Source organism: Salinisphaera sp. T31B1 (assembly GCF_040361275.1).
In the GTDB taxonomy this organism is placed as follows: domain Bacteria; phylum Pseudomonadota; class Gammaproteobacteria; order Nevskiales; family Salinisphaeraceae; genus Salinisphaera.
Genome location: NZ_APNH01000002.1, coordinates 342,257 through 363,663, shown reverse-complemented (window position 1 = coordinate 363,663; position 21,407 = coordinate 342,257). Strand labels below are relative to the sequence as shown.

20 protein-coding genes are annotated in these 21,407 nt (G+C 64.4%); 14 read left to right on the top strand and 6 right to left on the bottom strand.

The genetic code is table 11. From position 1 onward, the window contains the following. Position 1: 1 nt before the first annotated feature. On the bottom strand, positions 2 to 1,438 hold the full coding sequence (locus T31B1_RS08525) for an AlkA N-terminal domain-containing protein (protein WP_353249060.1): 1,437 nt from the start codon (positions 1,436 to 1,438) through the stop codon (positions 2 to 4). A 576-nt stretch (positions 1,439 to 2,014) separates the two neighbouring features. Between T31B1_RS08525 and T31B1_RS08520 the strand changes: the two genes are divergently transcribed. Continuing rightward, a complete protein-coding gene (locus T31B1_RS08520; RefSeq protein WP_353249059.1) occupies positions 2,015 to 2,545 on the top strand; it encodes a cytochrome b in 531 nt (176 codons plus the stop codon). A gap of 5 nt (positions 2,546 to 2,550) precedes the next feature. Here T31B1_RS08520 and T31B1_RS08515 read toward each other — a convergent pair whose 3' ends face one another. Then, positions 2,551 to 4,032, bottom strand: a complete 1,482-nt coding sequence (locus T31B1_RS08515; RefSeq protein WP_353249058.1) for a DUF2252 domain-containing protein — start codon at positions 4,030 to 4,032, stop codon at positions 2,551 to 2,553. Between the two features lie 248 nt (positions 4,033 to 4,280). On the opposite strand from T31B1_RS08515, the gene bla reads away from it, so the two are divergent. The 3 genes from bla to T31B1_RS08500 all read left to right on the top strand — a co-directional run bounded on the left by bla (position 4,281) and on the right by T31B1_RS08500 (position 6,791). Beyond that, the gene (gene bla, locus T31B1_RS08510) at positions 4,281 to 5,153 is read left to right on the top strand and encodes a class A beta-lactamase (RefSeq protein WP_353249057.1); all 873 of its coding nucleotides are present in this window, start codon (positions 4,281 to 4,283) and stop codon (positions 5,151 to 5,153) included. Positions 5,154 to 5,238: 85 nt separating this feature from the next. Then, a complete protein-coding gene (locus T31B1_RS08505; protein ID WP_353249056.1) occupies positions 5,239 to 6,309 on the top strand; it encodes a dipeptidase in 1,071 nt (356 codons plus the stop codon). Positions 6,310 to 6,404: 95 nt separating this feature from the next. Next, positions 6,405 to 6,791, top strand: a complete 387-nt coding sequence (locus tag T31B1_RS08500; protein ID WP_353249055.1) for a DUF2267 domain-containing protein — start codon at positions 6,405 to 6,407, stop codon at positions 6,789 to 6,791. Between the two features lie 679 nt (positions 6,792 to 7,470). Here T31B1_RS08500 and acnA read toward each other — a convergent pair. From acnA to T31B1_RS08480, 4 genes are all read right to left on the bottom strand, one after another. After that, a complete protein-coding gene (gene acnA / locus T31B1_RS08495) occupies positions 7,471 to 10,203 on the bottom strand; it encodes an aconitate hydratase AcnA (protein WP_353249054.1) in 2,733 nt (910 codons plus the stop codon). 176 nt (positions 10,204 to 10,379) lie between these two features. After that, positions 10,380 to 11,009: a lysogenization protein HflD gene (locus tag T31B1_RS08490; RefSeq protein WP_353249053.1), complete on the bottom strand. Its 630-nt coding sequence runs from the start codon at positions 11,007 to 11,009 to the stop codon at positions 10,380 to 10,382. Continuing rightward, positions 11,006 to 12,178 carry a tRNA 2-thiouridine(34) synthase MnmA gene (gene mnmA / locus T31B1_RS08485; RefSeq protein ID WP_353249052.1) on the bottom strand — a complete coding sequence of 391 codons (1,173 nt, stop codon included), beginning with the start codon at positions 12,176 to 12,178 and terminating at the stop codon, positions 11,006 to 11,008. The genes T31B1_RS08490 and mnmA overlap by 4 nt, the downstream gene beginning before the upstream one ends. Further along, positions 12,175 to 12,630, bottom strand: coding sequence for an NUDIX hydrolase (locus tag T31B1_RS08480; protein WP_353249051.1), 456 nt, complete (start codon positions 12,628 to 12,630; stop codon positions 12,175 to 12,177). The genes mnmA and T31B1_RS08480 overlap by 4 nt, the downstream gene beginning before the upstream one ends. A gap of 116 nt (positions 12,631 to 12,746) precedes the next feature. Between T31B1_RS08480 and fabD the strand changes: the two genes are divergently transcribed. The 10 genes from fabD to T31B1_RS08430 all read left to right on the top strand — a co-directional run bounded on the left by fabD (position 12,747) and on the right by T31B1_RS08430 (position 21,404). After that, positions 12,747 to 13,709, top strand: coding sequence for an ACP S-malonyltransferase (fabD, locus tag T31B1_RS08475; protein ID WP_353249050.1), 963 nt, complete (start codon positions 12,747 to 12,749; stop codon positions 13,707 to 13,709). Between the two features lie 35 nt (positions 13,710 to 13,744). Further along, the gene (gene fabG, locus T31B1_RS08470) at positions 13,745 to 14,500 is read left to right on the top strand and encodes a 3-oxoacyl-ACP reductase FabG (protein ID WP_353249049.1); all 756 of its coding nucleotides are present in this window, start codon (positions 13,745 to 13,747) and stop codon (positions 14,498 to 14,500) included. A 100-nt stretch (positions 14,501 to 14,600) separates the two neighbouring features. After that, positions 14,601 to 14,840, top strand: a complete 240-nt coding sequence (gene acpP / locus T31B1_RS08465) for an acyl carrier protein (RefSeq protein WP_006912784.1) — start codon at positions 14,601 to 14,603, stop codon at positions 14,838 to 14,840. An 88-nt stretch (positions 14,841 to 14,928) separates the two neighbouring features. Beyond that, positions 14,929 to 16,170 (top strand): beta-ketoacyl-ACP synthase II, encoded by a 1,242-nt coding sequence (gene fabF, locus T31B1_RS08460; RefSeq protein ID WP_353249048.1) that lies wholly within the window; start codon positions 14,929 to 14,931, stop codon positions 16,168 to 16,170. A gap of 69 nt (positions 16,171 to 16,239) precedes the next feature. Then, entirely contained in the window at positions 16,240 to 17,571 is a 1,332-nt protein-coding gene (locus T31B1_RS08455) for an aminodeoxychorismate synthase component I (RefSeq protein ID WP_353249047.1), read from the top strand. Further along, the gene (gene pabC, locus T31B1_RS08450) at positions 17,564 to 18,373 is read left to right on the top strand and encodes an aminodeoxychorismate lyase (protein ID WP_353249046.1); all 810 of its coding nucleotides are present in this window, start codon (positions 17,564 to 17,566) and stop codon (positions 18,371 to 18,373) included. Before T31B1_RS08455 ends, pabC begins: the two co-directional genes overlap by 8 nt. A 40-nt stretch (positions 18,374 to 18,413) precedes the next feature. After that, positions 18,414 to 19,412: an endolytic transglycosylase MltG gene (gene mltG, locus T31B1_RS08445; RefSeq protein ID WP_353249045.1), complete on the top strand. Its 999-nt coding sequence runs from the start codon at positions 18,414 to 18,416 to the stop codon at positions 19,410 to 19,412. Beyond that, entirely contained in the window at positions 19,412 to 20,047 is a 636-nt protein-coding gene (tmk, locus tag T31B1_RS08440) for a dTMP kinase (RefSeq protein ID WP_353249044.1), read from the top strand. The genes mltG and tmk overlap by 1 nt, the downstream gene beginning before the upstream one ends. Next, positions 20,044 to 21,036: a DNA polymerase III subunit delta' gene (holB, locus tag T31B1_RS08435; RefSeq protein WP_353249043.1), complete on the top strand. Its 993-nt coding sequence runs from the start codon at positions 20,044 to 20,046 to the stop codon at positions 21,034 to 21,036. Before tmk ends, holB begins: the two co-directional genes overlap by 4 nt. Then, the gene (locus T31B1_RS08430; protein WP_353249042.1) at positions 21,033 to 21,404 is read left to right on the top strand and encodes a PilZ domain-containing protein; all 372 of its coding nucleotides are present in this window, start codon (positions 21,033 to 21,035) and stop codon (positions 21,402 to 21,404) included. The genes holB and T31B1_RS08430 overlap by 4 nt, the downstream gene beginning before the upstream one ends. The last annotated feature ends 3 nt before the right edge of the window (positions 21,405 to 21,407 follow it).

Genomic DNA, 21,407 nt, shown 5'->3' with positions numbered 1-21,407 from the left:
GTCATCCTCCGTGGGCGGCATGGTGCCATAGTTGCATGGCGGCATAGGCACGCCAGGGACGCGCGGCCGCAGCCGACCCAGAGCTGCGCGCATCGCGCGCGAAACGGCGCAGAACCAGATCGGTGGCCGGATACGCGTCGGGCTGGCCGAGGGCGCGCATGGCAATGTACTGTACGGACCACGGACCGATGCCGGGCAGCGCGGCGAGCCGGTCGAGCATCGTCTTCGTATCGGCCTCGGGATCGAGTATCAGACGGCGCTCGGCCACTGCGCAGGCGAGGGCATGGAGAGTCCGCGCCCGTTGCCTCGGCAGGCCGATCGCTGCCAGGCGCCCGGGATCGCAGCCGGCGACGTGCTCTGCCTGAGGTGTGAGATGGGTCAGCCCGGCATAGGGCGTGTCCAACGATCGGCCGAATGCGTGAACGAAACGGGTATAGAGCGTGGTGGCAGCCGCAATACTGACCTGCTGGCCGATCACCGTCCGTGCGGCCAGATCGAACCCGTCCAGCGTGCCGGGTACGCGCAGCCCGGGCAGAACGTTCACACCTTCAGCGAACGTCGGGTCCAGGGCAAGATGGGCATCGATCACCCGCGGATTGGCGTCGAGATCGAACAACCGGCGCAGACGCATACGTAACTGATCCAGCTTGGGGACCAGCCCGTCCGACACATCCACGACTAGCCGACCGTCGTGGCCGGCCAGTTGTGCGGTGATCCAGCCGCGGGCCCCACCTATGGCTACGGTGCGTCGATAGACCTGCCCATGGATCTGCTCGACACAGTCGGCACCCCGATCACGCAGGAATGTGAGCAGCGCTGACCAGGCCAGCGGTTGCCGATAGCCGAGTGTCAACCGGAGCGAATCCGGCGCGGTCCGGTTGGTCGGTCGGCGCATGCCGCTCGGACTCAACTGATAGCGGCTTCGGAAAAGCTCGTTGAAGCGGCGTACGCTGGTAAAGCCGCTGGCGAAGGCGATGTCGGCGATCGGCAGGCTCGTATCGGCCAGCAGTTGCTTGGCCAGGAGCAGGCGGCGGGTCTGGGCGAGTTCGATCGGCGTGACGCCGTAGGCCTGTTTGACCACCCGGCGAAGCTGTCGTGCGGTCATTTCGAATTCCGCAGCGAGCTCGTCGACCGACGCCTCCGACAGCGCCCCGGCTTCGATTCGTGCCACGGCCCGATCGCAGACCCGCCGGGCACTGCCCGTGGTCGGGTCGCCGGGGGCCAGTTCCGGGCGACATCTCAGACAGGGACGGAAACCGGCGGCCTCAGCCGCGGCCGGATGTCCGAAGAAACGGCAGCGGTCGCGCCCGGGCAAGCGCACACGACAGATCGGTCGGCAATAGATACCGGTCGTCGTCACGCCGACAAAGAACAGGCCGTCGAAACGGGCGTCACGTGCGCTCAAGGCGGCGTAGTACTGGTCGTCGTGCAGGCGCATGGGCCGAGTTTAGGCCGTGTGTACCCCGGCGGTCTTGCGGTTTTCGGACATCCGAGCGCGGTGCGCCTGTGCGGCGGCCCGGGCTCTGGCGTACCGGGCGTGTGGCTTAAGCCTCCGATAACCTGCACCGGCTAGGGTCGTGCCTGTTCGCCTGTTCGCCTGTTCGCCTGTTCGCCTGTTCGACCGGGCCGCCACCCCATGGATCGATCATGACCCAAACCACACGCGGCGTTTTTCGCAGTCCGCCAGGGCGGCATATCGGTAGCAGTGCACTCGCCGTCTTCCTCGGCCCGTTCATTCCGGTATGGGCCCGCCGTGCTGACCATCGACAAGCGTCCGCCCCGCGGTGCGGTCGCGTAGGCCGTCTGCTTCGCGCTGCCAGTGGCCGTGTTCGCCTGACTGTCGGTGACCGACTCGGGCGTCAGAGCGGCACGCCGCTCGGCCGCGTGATTGTCCAGCACATGCCCCACGCCTCGACCGATGCAGCGGGGGCCACGCATCGGCGGCGGGCTCGCTTGGCTGGGCTATGATCGTTCCATCCGCCGGGCCCGGATACCAGATAAGGAGTAAAGACTGATGACACCCGTCCCATCACGCTACGCGAGCGTGTTCCGCAGCCTGCACTGGTTGTTGCTCGCCGCGCTGATACTCCAGTTCGCCATCGTGTTTTCTTTCGGACTGTTCGACGAACATTCGACCGGGCATACGGTTTTGTTCGTCGCCCATACCACCACCGGGACCATCATTCTGATTGGCGGCGCGCTGCTCCTGCTGGCACGCCTGACCACCGCCACGCCGTCGAACGCCGGGCTGCCGGTATGGCAGCAGAAACTGTCGGCGCTCGTACACTGGTCACTGTATCTGCTGCTGTTCGTCCAGCCGCTGGGCGGTATCGCCATGACCATGTTGCACGGGCACACGGTGCCACTGTTCGGCCTGTTCGAGATACCCCAGCTGCTGCCCGAATCCAAGGGACTGGGTGCGGCGCTGGGCGAGTTTCACGAAATCGTAGCCTGGGTGTTCGCCGGTCTGATCGGATTCCACGCGGTCGCCGCCCTGTATCACTACTGGGTCGTGCGCGACGATATCCTTCAGCGAATGCGCTGATTCGTCTATCGGTGCACGATATCCAGCTGTTCGAATGCACCGAGGGCGTGGTCGGCGCGGAAAAGTTCGTGATCGCGGCGGACCCGATCCGCAGCCTCGGTGGCGAACTCGAGCATGTCGTCGACAAACAGTTCGGGCGGACCGATAGCGTTGTTGATCGCCGGTTCGATGTCGTAGTCGATGTTGCCGGCATCGTCGGACAGCGCATGAACGCGCGCCAGCACCCGTCCGCAGATGCCTGCATAGTCTTTCCACTGGCTCTTGGACAGGTCGTCGAGATCGATATCGTCGCGGAACGGAGCGCGTTCGCGTGATAGATAGCTCAGGCCGTTGAACTCGATATGGCCGTAGAAGACGTCACCGCGGACCAACTGCACGGCCTGGGCGTGCACGATGCGTTCGCCCAGACCGTCGTTTTCGTAGGACGACGGCGGGACCAGCCCGGCCAGGGCCGAGCGACGTGCCTGCTTGTACTCGATGATCAGATCGTCCGTGCCATCGCGGGCCGGACCTTCAACCAGAATATAGTAGCGGTTGAGCCCGAGCGAGCCGGTGCCCTGACCTCTGCGAAGCGCTACGTCCTTGACCCGCATCTCGGCGGCCCGGGCGGGGACCTCGATGCGATTTTCGCTCACCAGCCGATCGGTGATCGCCTGAAACTCCTCGCGACGCGAGGAGACCGGCACCAGATCGTCGTTGGACTGGAATCCGGTCTTGTGCTCGTTGAGATACCCCTTGGCCAGCCATTCGGCCCGTTCTTTCATGGAGTCCTTGATCAGCTGCCGGATGAGTTTGGGCGCGTTGTCGACCCGCATTTCCTCGTCCTGCTCGGTGCCTTCGCGTGCCAGACGCTGCATGCCCTCGACATAGCCGCGCACGAAGTGCCTCGCAATCTTGTTCTGATGCTTGCGCTTGAGCCCGCCTTCGGCCTGGGCAGCGATCATGAAGCCCACCGCGCCGCGCTTGATGTCCCAGGTGAACGGCGCGTAATAGGCTTCGTCGAAATCGTTCACCGAAAAGATCGGCACGTTGTTGACGTTGGGCATGATTCCGTAATTCTCCGGATGCACGTCGCCCAGCGTGAGTACGGTCGGCATCCAGGCGTCGTCGCCGGCCATGTCCCGATAGAACAACAGCGCAGTGCCGCGAAAGAACGAAAACAGTGAATCCGACAGTTCATCGAACTTGATCTGTGCATCGTCCGAATGCTCGGCAATACGGGTCTCGTGATCCTCGCGAAGACACTGCCGCACGTGGCGGCGCCGGTCGTGTCCGGTCAGCGACCGGGGCAACATGACAAACTCGCCCGCCGCGGCGGCTTCGGCGAGCCGCTCGAATGCATCCAGCCGCGAGGCCACGACCGGCCGCTTGTCCTGGCCTTCCAGGGCCTGCGCCAGCTCTTCCTTGGTCATTTTCGAACGCCCCGGGACATCGCGTTGTCGGGCCTGCTCGTAGAGTGCTTCGCGGGTGGTGTCGGCCTGGCTCATCGGGTCTCCTGCGGTCGGTTAGAACGTGGCCCGGTACAAACCCGACGAACGGCGGGCATGGCCTGAGGCAACGGGTGTCGAAACCCATGATGCCTGACTTGGCGTGCGGGCCCGTCAATGATCGGGCACAAAAAACCGGCCCGACTGGTTTTTCTTGCGCCTGAGCCGGCCCGGCCATTCAGTAGGCGCGTACTTCAACGGTATGATCAGCGCGTGCGGCGGGGGCCGGTTTCGGAATGGGAGCGTCTATGCTATCTCGTCGTCAGTTTGTACTGGGTCTGGCCTCGACCGCGCCGTGGCTCGTTGTACCGGTCGCCTCTGCAGGTATCGCACACGACGATCGCCTCGCCAATCAACTCGAGGCGTTGGAACGTCGCCACGGCGGACGTCTGGGTGTATCGATTCTCGATCTGGACAGTGGGCGCCGCCTATCCCACCGAGGCGACGAACGCTTTCTCATGTGCAGTACGTTCAAGCTGCTGGCCGCCTCCCTGGTGCTCGCGCGCGTGGACGCCGGCCAGGAGCGCCTAAGTCGGCGCATCACCTACCGTGAGGCCGATCTGGTCACCTATTCGCCGGCGACCGAGCAGCATGTCAGCGACGGCATGACGATGGCGGAGCTGTGCGAAGCCGCGCTGACCTTGAGTGACAACACCGCCGGCAATCTGATGCTCGAGAGCTTCGGCGGGCCCGACGCCTTGACCGCCTATCTTCGCGGCCTGGGTGATCGCGTGACGCGTCTGGATCGCTATGAGCCGGAACTCAACGCCTATGCGCCCGGTGATGAACGGGACACGACAACGCCCGATGCCATGCTCGCCAATAGCCAGCGGCTGGTACTTGGAAACGCGCTGAGCGATGACTCGCGTGCGCAACTCCAGACATGGATGAAGGCCAACCGCACGGGTGATCGGCGGCTGCGGGCCGGGCTGGTCTCGACCTGGCAGGTCGGTGACAAGACCGGCTCGGGGGATCATAACAGCGCCAACGATGTCGCTGTCGTCTGGCGGGACGGCCGCGGCCCGATACTGGTGAGCGCGTATTACGCCGGGTCACGGGCGGACAATACCGCCCGCGACCGCGTTCTGGCCGATGTCGGGCGCGTGGCGTCGGCGTTCTAGAACGCCGACGCGCGGACTCCAGGGCAGACAGCCGGCCCGGCTGCGTGCGAGGATTTTGCCGGTATCGTCATCTGCAGGAGTGCGCATGAGCCTGTCCGATCTGCCGTCGATATTCGATGGCCACAACGACCTGCTGTTGCGATTGCATCAGGGCGAGCCCGAGGATGCAGCCCGTCTGTTCGTGAATGGCCGCAAGGCCGGGCATCTGGATCTGCCGCGTATGCGCGAGGGTGGATTCGCTGGCGGGCTGTTCGCGGTGTTCGTGCCGTCACCCACCCATCGACGCGAGCGAAAGACCGATGTGCAGGCCAGCGCCTACGACGAGCCGCTGCCTCCGGCGATGAGCCAGGCAGAGGCACTGCCCGCGGCTCTGTCGATGACAGCGATCCTGCATCGGATCGAACGGGAATCCGCCGGTGCGCTGCGTATCTGTCGCTCGGTCGCCGATATCCGGGCCGCCATGGCGGCCGATGTCATTGCCGCCGTGCTTCATTTCGAGGGCGCGGAACCCATCGATACGGATTTTCATGCCCTGGATGTGTTTCATGCCGCCGGGCTTCGCTCGCTCGGCCCGGTATGGAGCCGGCCGACCGCATACGGCCACGGTGTGCCGTTCCGGTATCCGGCCAGTCCCGATACCGGCGCCGGGCTAACAAGCCATGGCAAGGCGTTGGTGCGGGCTTGTAATGACCGGCGTATCGCCCTCGACCTGTCGCATCTCAACGAACGCGGTTTCTGGGATGTCGCACGGCTCAGCGATGCGCCGCTGATCGCCAGCCATTCGAACGCGCACGCGATCTGTGCGCACAGCCGCAACCTCACCGATGACCAGATGCGCGCAATCCGGGACAGCGGCGGCATCGCGGGCCTGAATTTCGCGGTATGTTTCCTACGCCCCGACGGCCGCGATATCGCTGCGACCGGCGTGGATACGATGCTCGCGCATCTGGACCACATGCTCGATATCATGGGCCCGGAGCACGTCGGAATCGGCTCGGATTTCGACGGCGCGCTCGTGCCCGAAGCGATCGGCGACGGGGCCGGGCTGGCGGTGCTGCGACGAGCCATGGCCGATCACGGCTATGACGCGTTGATGCTGGCGCGTCTGTGCCGCGACAACTGGCTGCGCACGCTCGAGGCTACCTGGGGCGAGTGAGCTCGGCGCCGATGCGGGCCAGGACTCCGTAGGTCTGCGGATAGGTCGGTCTCGTTGTTTGGCCCATCCTGCGCGCCAAGCAACAGGAGATCCCGATGCAGACCGAACAGTTCGTGAATGACGTGGCCAAGGCGGCCGGTATCGATGAGCACGCGCAGGCGTATGCCGTATCCCGGGCGGTCATCGAGACGATCTGTGTCTACCTGCCGCCCGAACAGACGCGGCGCCTGGCCTCACAGCTGCCACGGGAACTGGCTCAGGCCGCCGAAGACGGGGCCCGCCAGGCGCTGCAGACCGACAAGGGTGTCAGCGTTGACACGTTCTTCAACGAAGTCGCCCGCCGGGCGGACATGCCGGTCGCAGAGGTAACCGAACCCGCACGGGTGGCTATACAGGAGTTCAAGCAAGCGCTCAGCCGTAGCGAATCGGTCGACGTCGTGCTTGAGGCGCCCGCCGAGCTCGACGCGCTGCTGACCGGCTAGCGTGAAGCGCCAGGGCCAGCCCCCGAAGATCCGACGGGGGCTGGCCCGGTCAAGGCGCGTCGCGCGTGGCCGGGTTGTACTCCGTCGGTCATCGCAGGCCAGGTTCGACGAGACGGTTGCCATGTGCCCGAACAGGAGGCGATCCTCGCCGCCGAACTGGGTTGATTGCGGTCGCCGGCGTTGCACGTATTGATGGGACGTACTACGGATCGGCCGGGGCCTGTTCGGTCACTGCGTACCTCGGCCGCGGTCCGCGTCGTAAACCGCGACCCGGCAGCCAGGCTCGATACGTCTGGCGCAGCCGTATACGGCCGCTGATCGATGTCGCCCCCACGCGGGTGGGCGCTAGGTCGATGCCCCAGCGAGATGAGGGATTGGTCTGGCGCTGCGTCGAGGCGCGCCGGCGCATCCACCGCAAGCCCCATGCCGCTGGCCAGAACGGGCGGCGAGCCGCGGCAGGTCATACTCCGGCGAGCAAATAGCCGCCCCGGTGCCCGGAGCCAACGGATATGCGCGCGGCGGTCGCCGGCAAGGCGACGAGGCCTTGGGGGGCGGGTGCTCGGCGCGAACACGCCGGCCTCGATCGCGCCTTGGCTTATCACGGCGGATCACGCCGAACCTATGAGACGACCCAAAAAAAAGCCCCGCCGAAGCGGGGCTTTTACGGTCTGCGGCCGGGCTAGGCCGCCTGTGCCAGCTGGCGAAGCACGTAGTGCAGGATGCCGCCGTTCTGGTAATAGTCCCATTCCTTGGGCGTATCGATACGCACCTTGGCCTGGAACTCGGTCACGTCACCACCATCCTTGGTCGCCTTCACGGTGACCTGGGTCGCGCCGGATTTCAGCCCCTCGATGGCGAAGGTCTCACTGCCGTCCAGGCCCAGCGATTCAGCGGAGTCACCCTCGTTGAACTGCAGTGGCAGCACACCCATGCCGACCAGGTTCGAGCGATGGATACGCTCGAAGGACTGGGCGATGACCGTCTTGACGCCGAGCAGCAGCGTGCCCTTGGCAGCCCAATCTCGCGAAGAGCCCGTGCCGTATTCCTTACCGGCAAGTACGACCAGCGGGGTGCCTTCAGCCTTGTACTTCATGGCAGCGTCGTAGATGAACATCTCGTCGCCGGAGGGCTGGTAGCGGGTCCAGCCGCCTTCCGTGCCCGGTGCCAGCAGGTTGCGCAGACGCACGTTGGCGAAGGTGCCACGCATCATCACTTCATGATTGCCGCGGCGCGAGCCGTAGCTGTTGAAGTCGGACGGCTTGACGCCCTGTTCCTGCAGGTACTGACCGGCCGGCGAGTCCTTGGTGATCGAACCGGCCGGTGAAATGTGGTCGGTAGTGATCGAGTCGCCCAGCAGGGCCAGACAACGCGCGCCCTGGATGCTCGGGATATCGGCGACATCGGCGGTCATGCCTTCGAAATAGGGCGGGTTCTGCACATAGGTGCTGTCCTCGTCCCACTCGTAGATCTCGCCTTCCGGCGTGTCCAGGCCCTGCCAGCGCGAATCGCCGGCGAAGACGTCGCCGTAGCTGTCCTTGAACATCTCGGAGTTCAACGACGTGCCGATGGTGTCGTAGATTTCCTTCTGCGACGGCCACAGATCCTTCAGATAGACATCCTGGCCGTCGCTGTCCTGGCCGATCGGGTCGTTGGTCAGATCCGTATCGATGGTGCCGGCCAACGCATAGGCGACGACCAGGGGCGGGCTGGCCAGGAAGTTCATACGCACGTCGCCATGCACACGGCCTTCGAAGTTGCGGTTGCCCGACAGCACCGAAGCGACGTTCAGATTGTTATCACGCACGGCGTCGCCGATCGGCTCCGGCAGCGGGCCGGAGTTGCCGATACAGGTGGTGCAGCCGTAGCCGACCAGCTGGAAGCCGAGCTTGTCCAGGTCAACGTTCAGACCGGCCTTTTCCAGATATTCCGTCACGACCTTGGAACCCGGCGCCAGCGAGGTCTTCACCCAAGGCTTGACCTGCAGACCACGGCGAATGGCGTTGCGAGCCAGCAGGCCTGCGCCGATCATCACCGCCGGGTTGGACGTGTTGGTGCAGGAGGTGATGGCTGCGATGACGACCGAGCCGTCGTGCAGGTCGAACTCCGCGTCCTTGTACTTGACCGGGGCGCTGCCGCCGACGCTCTTGCTCGGGATGCCGCCTTCGCCCTCCTCGCGGGCCTCGGCCATGGATTTGTCGCTCTTGTCCTGGCGAGCCTTGACGAAGGATTCGACTTCGCGTCGATAGGTATCCTGCATGTCGGTCAGCAGCACGCGGTCCTGCGGGCGCTTGGGCCCTGCCAGGGAAGGCTGCACGGTGCCCATGTCCAGTTCCAGCACGTCGGTGTAGTTGGCATCCGGCGCGCCGTCCTCACGCCACAGGCCCTGGGCCTTGGCATAGGCCTCGACGAGATCCAGCTGCTCGGCCGGGCGACCGGTGAGTTCCATGTAGCGGATGGTTTCGCCGTCGACCGGGAAGATACCGCACGTAGCACCGTACTCGGGGGCCATGTTGGCGATGGTTGCACGATCGGCCAGCGGCAGATCGGCCAGGCCGTCGCCGAAGAACTCCACGAACTTGCCGACCACGCCCTTGGCGCGCAGCATTTCGGTCACGGTGAGCACCAGATCGGTGGCCGTGCAGCCTTCGGCGAGCTTGCCGGAGAGCTTGAAGCCGACGACCTGCGGGATGAGCATGGTGATCGGCTGGCCGAGCATGGCGGCTTCGGCCTCGATGCCGCCGACGCCCCAGCCGAGTACGCCCACACCGTTGATCATCGTGGTGTGCGAGTCGGTGCCGACCAGCGTATCGGGATAGGCCAGGTTGGTGTCTTCGTTGCCGAACACCACACGGGCCAGATATTCCAGGTTGACCTGATGCACGATGCCGGTATCCGGCGGCACGACCTTGAAGTTGTCGAACGCACCCTGGCCCCAGCGCAGGAACGCATAGCGCTCCTTGTTGCGGTTGAACTCGAGTTTGGCGTTCAGATCGAAGGCACCGCTGGAACCGTATTCGTCGACCATGACCGAGTGGTCGATGACCAGCTCTGCCGGTGACTGGGGGTTGATCTTGTCCGGACTGCCGCCGAGCTTGGCCATCGCATCACGCATGGCGGCCAGGTCGACGACCGCCGGCACGCCGGTGAAATCCTGCAGGACCACACGCGCCGGCGTGAAGGCGATCTCGGTGTCCGGTTCGGCCTTGGCGTCCCAGTTGGCCAGCGCTTCGATATCGGACTTGGATACGCTGCTGTCATCTTCATGCCGAAGCAGGTTTTCCAGCAGAATCTTCTGCGCATAGGGCAGCTTGGCCACGTTCGGGAACTGCTCCTCCAGCGTTTTCAGGCTGAAATAATCGAAGCTGCGGTCACCGGCGGTGAATTGCGCACGCGTATTGAAACTGTCCGACATAGGGTTCTTCTCCAAAAACACTCAGTGGAACGAGCCGATGCATTGCCGGTCGTTATGGCTACCATAAAGCGGCGCACAGTATAGCCATTCGCGTGTCGGCATGCAGACGCGAAGGATTCTCAATCAAGGCGGATCGCCCGCGTGGTGGGGCACGGATACCCGGACGCGGAACGCGATCAGCGCACGGCGCCGGACGGGCCAATACCCTCGAGAGATTTCAACAGGGCCTTGCGACGGAAGAAAAGGGTGATGAAGCCACCGCCACACTGGCGCCAGAGAATCGCGCAGCGTACCGCCGCCAACAGCTGAGTACGGGCCCGCGCCTGAATCGCCTCATTGCCGAGATAGGTGGGATGGCCGTGCAGCATGATCTGAGGCCGGATCGGGCTGATGCTGTTGCGATATGCGCCGTCCAGAATGTCGGGCACCTCGGCAGGGTCGGCCAGACGTGCCCGATCGATCGCGCCGCGGATGCGGCTGAGCGCAGCATCGTCCTTCAACAGATTGCCCGACAGGCGCAGCAGCTGGCCGATATACCGTGCGACCACAGCCGACTTGCGATCGGGTTTTTCCCCGGCAAGCTGAGTCTTGAGAAACGCAATGCCGTCGCCGACCTGGGACAGGTCGCCGTAAACATCGATCACGCGATCCGGGTCGGTGCAGAAGATTGCGTGCCGGGCCGCGTTGATCCGGGCCGGCTCGTCGCGGCCGTCGGCGCCGAGCTCATGGGCATAGAGCGCGAACTGGGCCACCCCGGCCAAAGCCAGTGCCTGGTCGCGCAGGGTATGGGCAGGTCGTTCGCTCATGCCGAGGAAACCGCGTGGTCGTGGTGCATGGTGCTCCCTGCGTCGTCGGTCAGCCCGGCCGCCAGAATCTCGGCGCTGCCCAGGCAGTGATCGCCGTCGTAGAACACCACGTACTGGCCGGGCGCAATGGCTCTCGGCGGTGTATCGAAGTGCACACGCAGTCCGCCGTTGGCGTCCGGGGCCACGCTGCATTTGAGCGCGCGCTGACGGTAGCGTACCTGAGCACTGCAGTGCAGCGGCAGCTCGGGTGGCTCGATCAGCCAGTGGGGCTTGCCGGTGCGCAATCCGGTCTCGATCAGCGCCGGGTGCGCGTCGTCCTGGGTAACCCAGAGGGTATCGCTGTCCAGATCCTTGGCGGCTACATACCAGGGCGCATCCGAGGCCCCTGCAACGCCGCCCAGACCGAGCCCGCGCCGCTGGCCGATGGTGTAGTAGATCAGTCCGGCATGCTCGCCGATGGTGCGTCCGTCCAGCGGGCCGCCCGATATGCGCACCGGCCCGGCGCGTCCCGCCAGGTATTGACGCAGAAAACCTTCGAAGTCGCGCTCGCCGATGAAGCAAACGCCGGTGCTGTCGGGTTTGGCATGAATCGTCAGGCCTTCGGCCCGGGCCAGCGCACGAACATCCTTTTTGTGCATGTCCCCGATCGGGAACAGGGCGCGCGAAAGTGCGGCCCTGGGTACGGCTGCGAGAAAATAGGATTGGTCCTTGCCGGGGTCGAGCCCGCGTAGCAGCTGTGTGGAACGGGTGTCGTGAATCAGCCGGGCGTAATGTCCCGTGGCGATGGCGTCCGCGCCCAGCCGTTCGGCATGACGGAGGAACGCATCGAACTTGATCTCCCGATTGCACAACACGTCCGGGTTGGGGGTGCGTCCAGCGGCGTAGCTATCCAGGAAATAGCGGAAGACGCGTGATTTGTACTCGCGCGAGAAATCGGCGCGATGCAAGGGTATATCCAGCGCCTCGGCTACGGCGGCTGCGTCGTCGAAATCTTCCGCGGCCTGACAGCGGCCGGCCTCGTCGTCACTCCAGTTGAACATGAACAGGCCTTCGACCTGATAGCCCGCCTGGACCAGCCTCAGCGCGGCCACCGATGAATCCACGCCGCCCGACATGCCCACGATCACTCTGATCTGGCTCGCGGGCCGCTGGCTCCAGCTCGGGTTCACGGCGCACTCCGGATATGACGCACCCGCTCCAAGGGCAGCGGCGGATGATCGGCATAGTCTTCAATCGCACGAAGTACCAGCGGGCTGCGCAAATCGTTGCGTCGGGCGAGTTCGGCTGCGGTCATCCAGTGGGTGGTGATGATGTCCTCATCCAGTGCCTGATCGACGGCATGGTCGTCCACCTGGCCGCAGAACGCGAAGCGCAGTGTCGTACGGCCATCGACGTGGGGCCAGTAATACATGCCAACGAGACCGGTGGGCGTGAAGCCCCAGGCGGTTTCCTCGCGAGCTTCCCGGATCACCGCTTCGAGAATGCTCTCGCCGGGTTCAACGTGCCCGGCCGGCTGATTGAGCACACGCGTTCCGCCGGCGATCTCCTCGACCACCAGGAAACGCGCGTTGCGTTCGACGACGGCGGCCACGGTCAATTCGGCGTGTACCAAGTCAGACAACTCCGGTCGTTGAGCAGGCGATAACGAGCTTGAGTTTAACAAATGGCATCTTTTCACGTGGCCAAGGCCGCGGTGGCTGCGTATGATGCCGACACCGTTTGCAGGATGTCGTATATATGTCGCGTTTTGCGATGCTGTTTCCGGGCCAGGGGGCCCAGTCGGTCGGAATGCTGTCGGCGCTGGCCGAGCGTTATCCCGTGGTCGGCGAGACCTATGCCGAGGCCAGCGAAGCGCTGGGCTACGACATGGGTGCCTTGATTGACCAGGGTCCGAGCGAGCGTCTCGATCAGACCGAGTTCACCCAGCCCGCGCTGGTTGCCGCCGGGGTGGCGGCCTGGCGTGTTTGGCAGAGCCGCGGCGGCCCCGCGCCCACGCTTCTGGCAGGGCACAGCTTGGGCGAATATACCGCTCTGGTTGCCGCTGATGCGCTGGATTTCGGCGACGCATTGCGGCTCACGCAGATGCGCGGCCGTGCCATGCAGAGCGCCGTTGGTCCGGGCGAGGGTGCCATGTCGGCGATCATCGGTCTCGACGACGATGCGGTAAAGGCGGCCTGCAGCGAGGCGGAAGCCGAACACGCGGATGCACAATTGGTCGTATCTGCCGCCAATTTCAATGCGCCGCTCCAGGTCGTGGTGGCCGGCCATGCAGACGCCGTTGCGACCGCTGGGCGTATCGCCAAGGCCAAGGGCGCAAAGCTGGTCAAACCGCTGGCGGTGAGCGTGCCGTCGCATTGCGCGCTGATGAAACCGGCCGCCGAGCGGCTACAGTCCCATCTGCTTGAAATTCCGCTGCGACAGCCGAAGCTCACCGTGCTGCACAACGTCGACGCGCAGCCGCGCGAAGAGGTCGACGGTATCCGCAAGGCACTGGTTCGTCAGCTCGATCATTCAGTGTTGTGGGCGGATACGATCCGCGCCATGCGTACCGCCAACTGCGAGCTGTTTGTCGAATGCGGCCCGGGCAAGGTGCTCAGCGGATTGAACAAGCGTATCGACAAAAGCGCACAATCGCTGCCATTGTCGGATATCGAAAGCCTTCGACAAGCGCTGGACGCCACCCGCGTCGAAGACGAGTAACAACGACTGCGTCGACGCGACGCACCGAGAGTTAGATGAGCACCAGCAACAAACCCCTGGGTGGACAGATCGCCCTGGTCACCGGCGCCTCGCGCGGTATCGGAGAGGCGATCGCCGACCGGTTGGCCGCCGACGGGGCCACGGTGATCGGGACTGCTACCACCGATAATGGCGCCGAGCGCATCCAGCAGCGGCTGGAAGCCAGTGGCGGCGCCGGCCGTCGGCTGGACGTGACCGACGAGGAGAACGTCAACGCCCTCATCAAGACCGTCGGCAGCGAATTCGGCGCGCCTACGATTGTCGTGAACAACGCGGCGATCACCCGTGACAACCTGCTCATGCGCATGAAGGAAGACGACTGGCAGTCGGTGCTGGATGCCAATCTCACGGGCGTGTTCCGCGTTTCAAAGGCGGTGCTGCGCGGCATGATGAAGGCCAAGGGCGGGCGGATCGTCAACGTGGCCTCAGTGGTCGGGCTGATGGGCAACGCCGGTCAGACAAACTACAGCGCCGCCAAGGCAGGACTGCTTGGTTTCACCCGCTCGCTTGCACGCGAGGTCGGATCGCGTCAGATTACGGTCAACGCCGTTGCACCAGGGTTTATCGAGACCGACATGACACGCGATCTGGACGACAAGACCCGCAGCCGCATGCTCGAGCAGATTCCCTTGCAGCGCCTTGGTGCGGTCGATGACATCGCCGCGAGCGTGGCGTTTCTCGTATCGCCTTCCGCCGGGTATATTACCGGCGAGACGCTGTCGATCAACGGCGGTCTGTACATGGGGGCATGACGCTGGCGAGAGCCACCCTTTTTCCCTAGAATGGCGCGCGTTTCGCATCGGCGGACACGTCTGCGACGCGCGTAAATGATAGTCAACAGGAGAGAACCCGATGAGTAGTGTGGAAGAACGAGTACAGAAGATCATTGCCGAGCAGCTGTCGGTCAGCGAAGATCAGGTCACCTCGGAAGCGTCGTTCGTCGACGATCTGGGCGCCGACTCGCTCGACACCGTCGAGCTGGTGATGGCTCTGGAAGAGGAATTCGAAATCGATATTCCCGACGAGGAAGCCGAGAAGATCGTCAACGTCAAGGACGCGGTCGATTACATCAAGTCGCACGCCGAGGGCTAGGCACTTCCACGCTGTCGGCCGCGCGTCATGCCGGCCGGCTGAACTCCAAACCGTCGCCAGTGGCGGCGATTAGCAATAGGGGGCGTCGTTGAGACAGCGTCGCGTAGTGGTAACCGGGCTCGGATTGATCTCCCCGCTCGGACTGGATGTCGCATCGACCTGGGAGGGAATCCTCGCCGGTCGCAGTGGGATTTCGACCATCGAAAGCTTCGATGTGTCCGGTTATCCGACCCGCTTCGGCGGGCCGATTCGTGACTTCGATGTCACGCAGTACATGTCTGCCAAGGAAGCCAAGCGCTACGATCCGTTCGTGCACTACGGCGTGGCGGCATCCGTACAGGCGTTCAACGACAGTGGGCTGACGCTCGACGACGAGTACAACGACCGGGTCGGCGTGGCCGTCGGCTCCGGTATCGGCGGGATCGGCACGATCCTGAAGACCTGTGTCGGTTTCCACGAGTCGAACTACAGCGCGAAGAAAGTCTCCCCCTTCTTCATTCCCAGCAGTATCGCCAACATGGCGGCCGGCCAGGTCTCGATTCAATTGAACCTGCACGGGCCCAACATCGCGGCGGTATCTGCTTGCACGACCGGTGTTCACAACATCGGTCTGGCTGCCCGTCTGATCGCGGCCGGCGATGCCGATGCGATGCTCGCGGGTGGCTGTGAAATGGCCGTCAACCCGATCGGTCTCGCCGGTTTCTGCGCCGCCCGGGCACTGTCGTCGCGCAACGATGATCCGCAGGCCGCGAGCCGGCCCTGGGACGTCGACCGTGATGGCTTCGTGCTCTCGGATGGCGCTGGCGTGCTGATGCTCGAGGAGTACGAGCAGGCCAAGGCCCGCGGCGCGAATATCTACGGTGAAGTCGTCGGGTTCGGAATGAGCGGCGATGCGTATCACATCACCCAGCCGAGTGGCCGCGGCGCCCGTCAGTGCATGGCCAATGCGCTGGCCGACGCTCAGCTCAACCCATCCGATATCCAGTACGTGAATGCCCACGGCACGTCGACCAGCGTGGGCGATGTCGCCGAAAGCCAGTCGATCGAGTCGGTGCTGGGCAGCGCAGCGAAGGACGTGGCGGTCAGCTCCACGAAATCCATGACCGGCCATATGCTCGGCGCGGCAGGGTCTGCCGAGGCGATCTTCACGCTGCTGGCGATCCGAGATCAGGTCGCACCGCCGACCATCAATCTCGACAATCCGGCCGACGGATGCAATCTGGATTATGTGCCGCACGAGGCGCGTTCGATGAAAATCAATGCTGCGCTGTCGAACTCGTTCGGTTTCGGCGGCACGAACGGGTCGCTGATCTTCAAGCGTCTCGATTGAGCGTCGTTCGTCGGGTCTGACCCGGTGTACACCAGTGCGCCGCGCCGATATGAGGCAGGCGATGTAGCGGTGGCGGAGTGGTCGTCTCCGGCAGGGTCCGCCGATCTGCTCGCGCTAGCCTCGGCGAGCCCGGATCGCTATCCGTTTCTTTTGGAGAGCAGTGCCGGTGCGTCGGCACAAAGTCGCTACGATCTGCTACTCGCTTTTCCGAGCGAGCAGATCGCGGTGGGCGCCGACGCTCCCGCATCCCGGTTCTTCGATACGCTGGACCATCTCGCCGAAACGACCGCTGCGCACCCGATACCGGGCATGCCATTCATCGGTGGCTGGTTCGTGTATCTCGGTTATGAGATGGCAGCCGGTGTCGAGCCGAGGCTTGCGTTGCCTCGGCCCTCCGATGCGGCGTTGCCGGATGCGCTGGCGGTTCGATGTCCGGCCGCTGTCGTGCACGATCGCCAGGCCGGACGCCTGTACGTGCTTGCGGAGAATCGCGACCACGAATGTGTAACGACAATGGTCGAGGATTTGCGTCGCCATCGAGACGCGGCCCGATACGCACCGGTAGCCGCATGGTGCGAATCCAAAGGCGAACTTTATTGCGAGCAGGTGGAGGCGATACGCGCGCTGATCCGCGCAGGCGACGTGTTTCAGGTGAATCTGTCGCGGAAATGGTCGGGCAAACTCGCCGACGATGTGCCGCCTGCGAGCGTCTATGCAGCGCTGCGTGCGGCGAATCCCGCACCATTTTCGGCACTCGTTCAATGGTCCGGCGTGGCACTATGCTGCTCTTCGCCCGAACGACTGTTGCTCATCGACGCTCGCGTCGCACAAACGCGGCCGATCGCGGGAACCCGACCACGCACGCGTGGCACCGATCGACGGATGACCCGGGAGCTTCTGATGCATCCGAAAGAGCGGGCCGAGCACATCATGCTGATCGATCTCGAACGAAATGATCTCGGCCGTGTCTGTCGTCCGGGCAGTATCGCGGTCGACGAACTGATGGTCACCGAATCGTATGCGCACGTTCATCATATCGTGTCGAACATACGCGGGGTTCTGGCCGAAGGCGTCGGCCCGGGCCGTGCGCTCGCGGCAGTGTTTCCCGGCGGCACGATCACGGGCTGTCCCAAGGTGCGCTGCATGGAGATCATCGCCGAGCTCGAGGGTGAGGGTCGCGGCGCCTATACCGGCGCGATCGGCTACCTGAGCCGCTGTGGACGCATGGATAGCAATATCGTGATCCGTTCGCTCACCCAGCAAGGCCGGCAGCTGACGTTACGCACCGGAGCGGGAATCGTCGCCGATTCAGATCCGGGCAAGGAACTGGAGGAAACGCGTGTCAAGGCCCGAGGCGTGCTCAGAAGCTTCGTGGACTCGTCCGGCAATGCGCATGGCTGATTCCATGATCATCGATGGCGAACGCGCCGATCGTGTGCCGGGCGATGACCGCGGTCTGGCCTATGGGGACGGCGTGTTTCGTACGTTGCGGGTCGACCACGGCAATATTCAGGCCTGGGCGGTACATATCCAGCGTCTGGCCCACGACTGTGCACGCCTGTCGCTGCCGGCGCCGGACACACAGCGTCTGCGCGGCGAATCGGAAGCACTCTTCGCGAACGGGCGGTCTGGCGTGCTCAAGATCATGATCACCCGCGGGAGCGGCGGTCGCGGCTACACTCCGCCCGCCGGCAGCGTAAGGCGCATCGTCTCCGCGCATCCGCTTCCCGAGTCCGTGCCGGGCACCTTGGTACTCGAACGCTCGCCTGTAATATTGGCCGAGCAGCCCCGCCTGGCCGGCGTGAAGCATCTCAACCGGCTCGAGCAGGTACTGGCGCGCCAGGAATGCGAGCACGCCGGCGTGTCGGATGCGTTCATGTGCGACAGTGCCGGGCGCATCGTTTCGACCACCATGCGCAATCTTGTCTTTCTGCAGACCGACGGGGAGTGGGTGACACCGGCGCTGGCGCGGGCAGGTATCATCGGGGCCACGCGGCAGCGGCTGATGACGGCACTGGGCAGCGCCGGAACGCGCGTGCACGAGAGGGATGTCAATCTCGCCGATCTCGGCCGGTATTGCGCGGCGGTCGCCTGTAACAGTGTGAGTGGGCCGATCCCGGTCGAACGGCTCGGCGGGCAGCGATTCGAGTCCAGCGATTCAGCTCGCGAATACCTGCAGGCATTGATGAAGGACAACGATTGAACACGCAGCTCTACAAACGTGCCATTGGCGGGCAACGGTCTTGAAACGGGCCGCGCTCCTCTTTTTCCTGATCGTACTGATCGGCGGCGGCCTGCTCGCGGCCGATGCCTGGCGTTTTTTCAGCACGCCGCTGGCCAATCAGTCCGGTCAGTTGATCACGGTAGAGCCGGGCATGAGTTTTCGGGCGATCTCCAAGCGTCTGGTCGATGACGGCATCATGGTCAAGCCGCGCGATGCCCGGTACCTGTCGCTTTATGCCCGCGCCACCGGCACGGCCAGCCGTATCAAGGCCGGCGAATATGTCGTGCCAGCTCGACAGACGCCGGCGCATCTGGTCGAGCTTCTGGTCTCGGGCAAGACGCGGCAGTACCGGATGACATTGGTCGAAGGCTGGCGCTTCCGTGAGTTTCGGCAGTTGATCGCGGACAGCGACGCGCTCGATCACCGGTTGACGGGCAAAAGTGACGAACAACTCATGGCGGCCATCGGCCATCCGGGTGAAATGCCGGAGGGGCGTTTCATGCCCGATACGTATCTATATCCGCGGGGAATGACGGATATCGACTTCCTGAAGCGGGCCTATGATGCCATGCAGCAGTACCTGGACAAGGCCTGGGCCGAGCGCTCCGACGAGACGGCGGTCGACACCCCTTATCAGGCGCTGATTCTGGCCTCGATCGTGGAAAAGGAAACCGCGGTGCCGGCCGAGCGGACACGCATCGCCGGCGTATTCACCCGGCGCCTGAAAAAAGGGATGCTCCTGCAAACCGATCCGACCGTGATCTACGGCATCGAAAACTACGACGGCAACATCCGTCGCGCCGATCTGCGCCGGGATACGCCGTACAACACCTATACGCGGCCCGGTTTGCCGCCGACGCCGATCGCCATGCCGTCTCGTGAATCGATCCATGCGGCGCTGCATCCGGACGCCGGGACGGCGCTTTATTTCGTCTCGCGAGGCGACGGCAGCCACGTGTTCTCCGATACGCTCGCCGAACACAACCGGGCGGTCGACAAATACCAGCGCGGTTCCTGATGGCGGCCACGACAGACAAGCCGGGACGACTGATCACGCTGGAGGGGGGTGAGGGCGCCGGCAAGTCCAGCCAGCTGGCGACGGTGGCCGATGCGATCGGCCAAGCTGGCTACGAGGTGGTACAGACCCGCGAACCCGGTGGAACGGCCCTCGGCGAAGCCGTACGTGCTGTTCTCATGGCCGATTTCGACACGCCGATGCCGGCCATGAGCGAGCTGCTGCTGATGTTCGCCGCCCGGGCTGCGCATCTGGACGAGGTTATCGAGCCAGCGCTTGCGCGCGGCGCCTGGGTCGTCAGCGACCGTTTTACCGATGCCAGCTTTGCCTATCAGGGCCAGGGGCGGGGGCTCGGTGATGCAGCGGTGGCAACCCTCGAAGCGCTGGTTCAGGGCGACAGACGGCCGGACGGCGTGCTGTTGTTCGATCTGCCGGTCGAGGCCGGCCTGGCCCGCGCCGGGCGCCGCGGTGAGGCCAACCGATTCGATCGAGAGACGCTGGCGTTCCATGACACCGTGCGCGCCGCATACCGCGCCCGAGCGGCGGCCGCGCCCGACCGTTATCGGATCATTCGGGCCGATGCCGAATGGCAGGACGTCGCCGACCAGATACGACGCGCGATCGCGGAGTGGCTGTGAGTAGCGACGCATCCGGCATATTGCCGGCCTGGCAGGCCGAGTTGTGGTCTCATTTCGCCCACGCCATCGAACGCGACCGCGTGGCGCACGGGCTGCTCGTTTGCGGGCCGCCGGGCGTGGGCAAGCGCCTGTTCGCCGATCACATGATGGCGGCGTTGCTGTGTCGCGAACGCAGCGATGCCGGCGAGGCCTGCGGCGTGTGCGCTGCCTGTCGACAGGTGGCCGCTGCGACACACCCGGATATATCGCGTCTCGTGCCGGAGGAGCCTGGCCGGCAGATCAAGGTCGAACAGGTGCGTGCGTTCACGCGCCGACTGTACTTGACGCCGCAGTACGACAGTGGACGGGTCGGCTGGATCGAGCCGGCCGAACAGTTATCGCCCAGCGCGGCCAACAGCCTGCTCAAGACGCTCGAGGAACCGCCGCCGAACTGCCATATCCTGCTTATTACCAACCATGTCTCCGCGCTCATGCCTACCATACGCAGCCGGTGCCAGCTCTGGCGGGTTCCACCGCCGTCCGCGGACATGGCGCGCATGTGGTTCGAGGCGCAGGAAGTGGATACTGCGGGGTTGGACGCAGACAGTCTGCGCACACCGTTTGCGGTCCAGGATCGGCGTGAACGCGATTACGATGGCTTGTCACGAAGCTGGGACGATGCGCTGTCGGCGGTGATCCGCAACCGGCAGGATGTCTCCAGCGTTGCCGAGGGCATGGCAAGACAGCCGGTCGATCTGTGGCTGGACTGGCTCTATCGCCGTGCGGCGGCGCTGATGGCGGTGGCCCTGAACGACGAGCGCGATACGACGTTGCCGCGAACGCTGCTACAGATTGCACACCGGCTGGATCCGGCCGCGCTTCAGCCCTGGTTGGCCCAGGTCGCCGAGGCCGCCCGACTGGCAGGTACTAACGCCGACTGGCAGCTGGTGATAGAGTCGGTTCTGCTCGATTTGAAGGCATCGCTCAAACGCAGGCCAGCGACATCATGATGACCGAACCGAACATCGCCAGCCAGTCCGGCATCGTGCGCATGGACATCGCCGACAACGACGAACTCTATGCCTCGTACATGCCGTTCGTCAGCAATGGCGGCTTGTTCGTGCATCAGGAGACCCTCGGGAAGGCGCGGTACGATATGGGGAGCGACGTGTTCCTGTTGTTGCACCTTGCGGCACAGAACGAACGATTGCCGGTGGCCGGCAAGGTGATCTGGCTGACGCCGCGCTCGGCCGGCATACAGCGACCCGCCGGCATCGGTATCCAGTTCTCCGCTCAGGACAACGGCACCACGCAACGGCGTATCGAGACACTACTGGCCGGTATGCTCGAGACGGCCCGGCCAACGTTCACGCTATAGCGA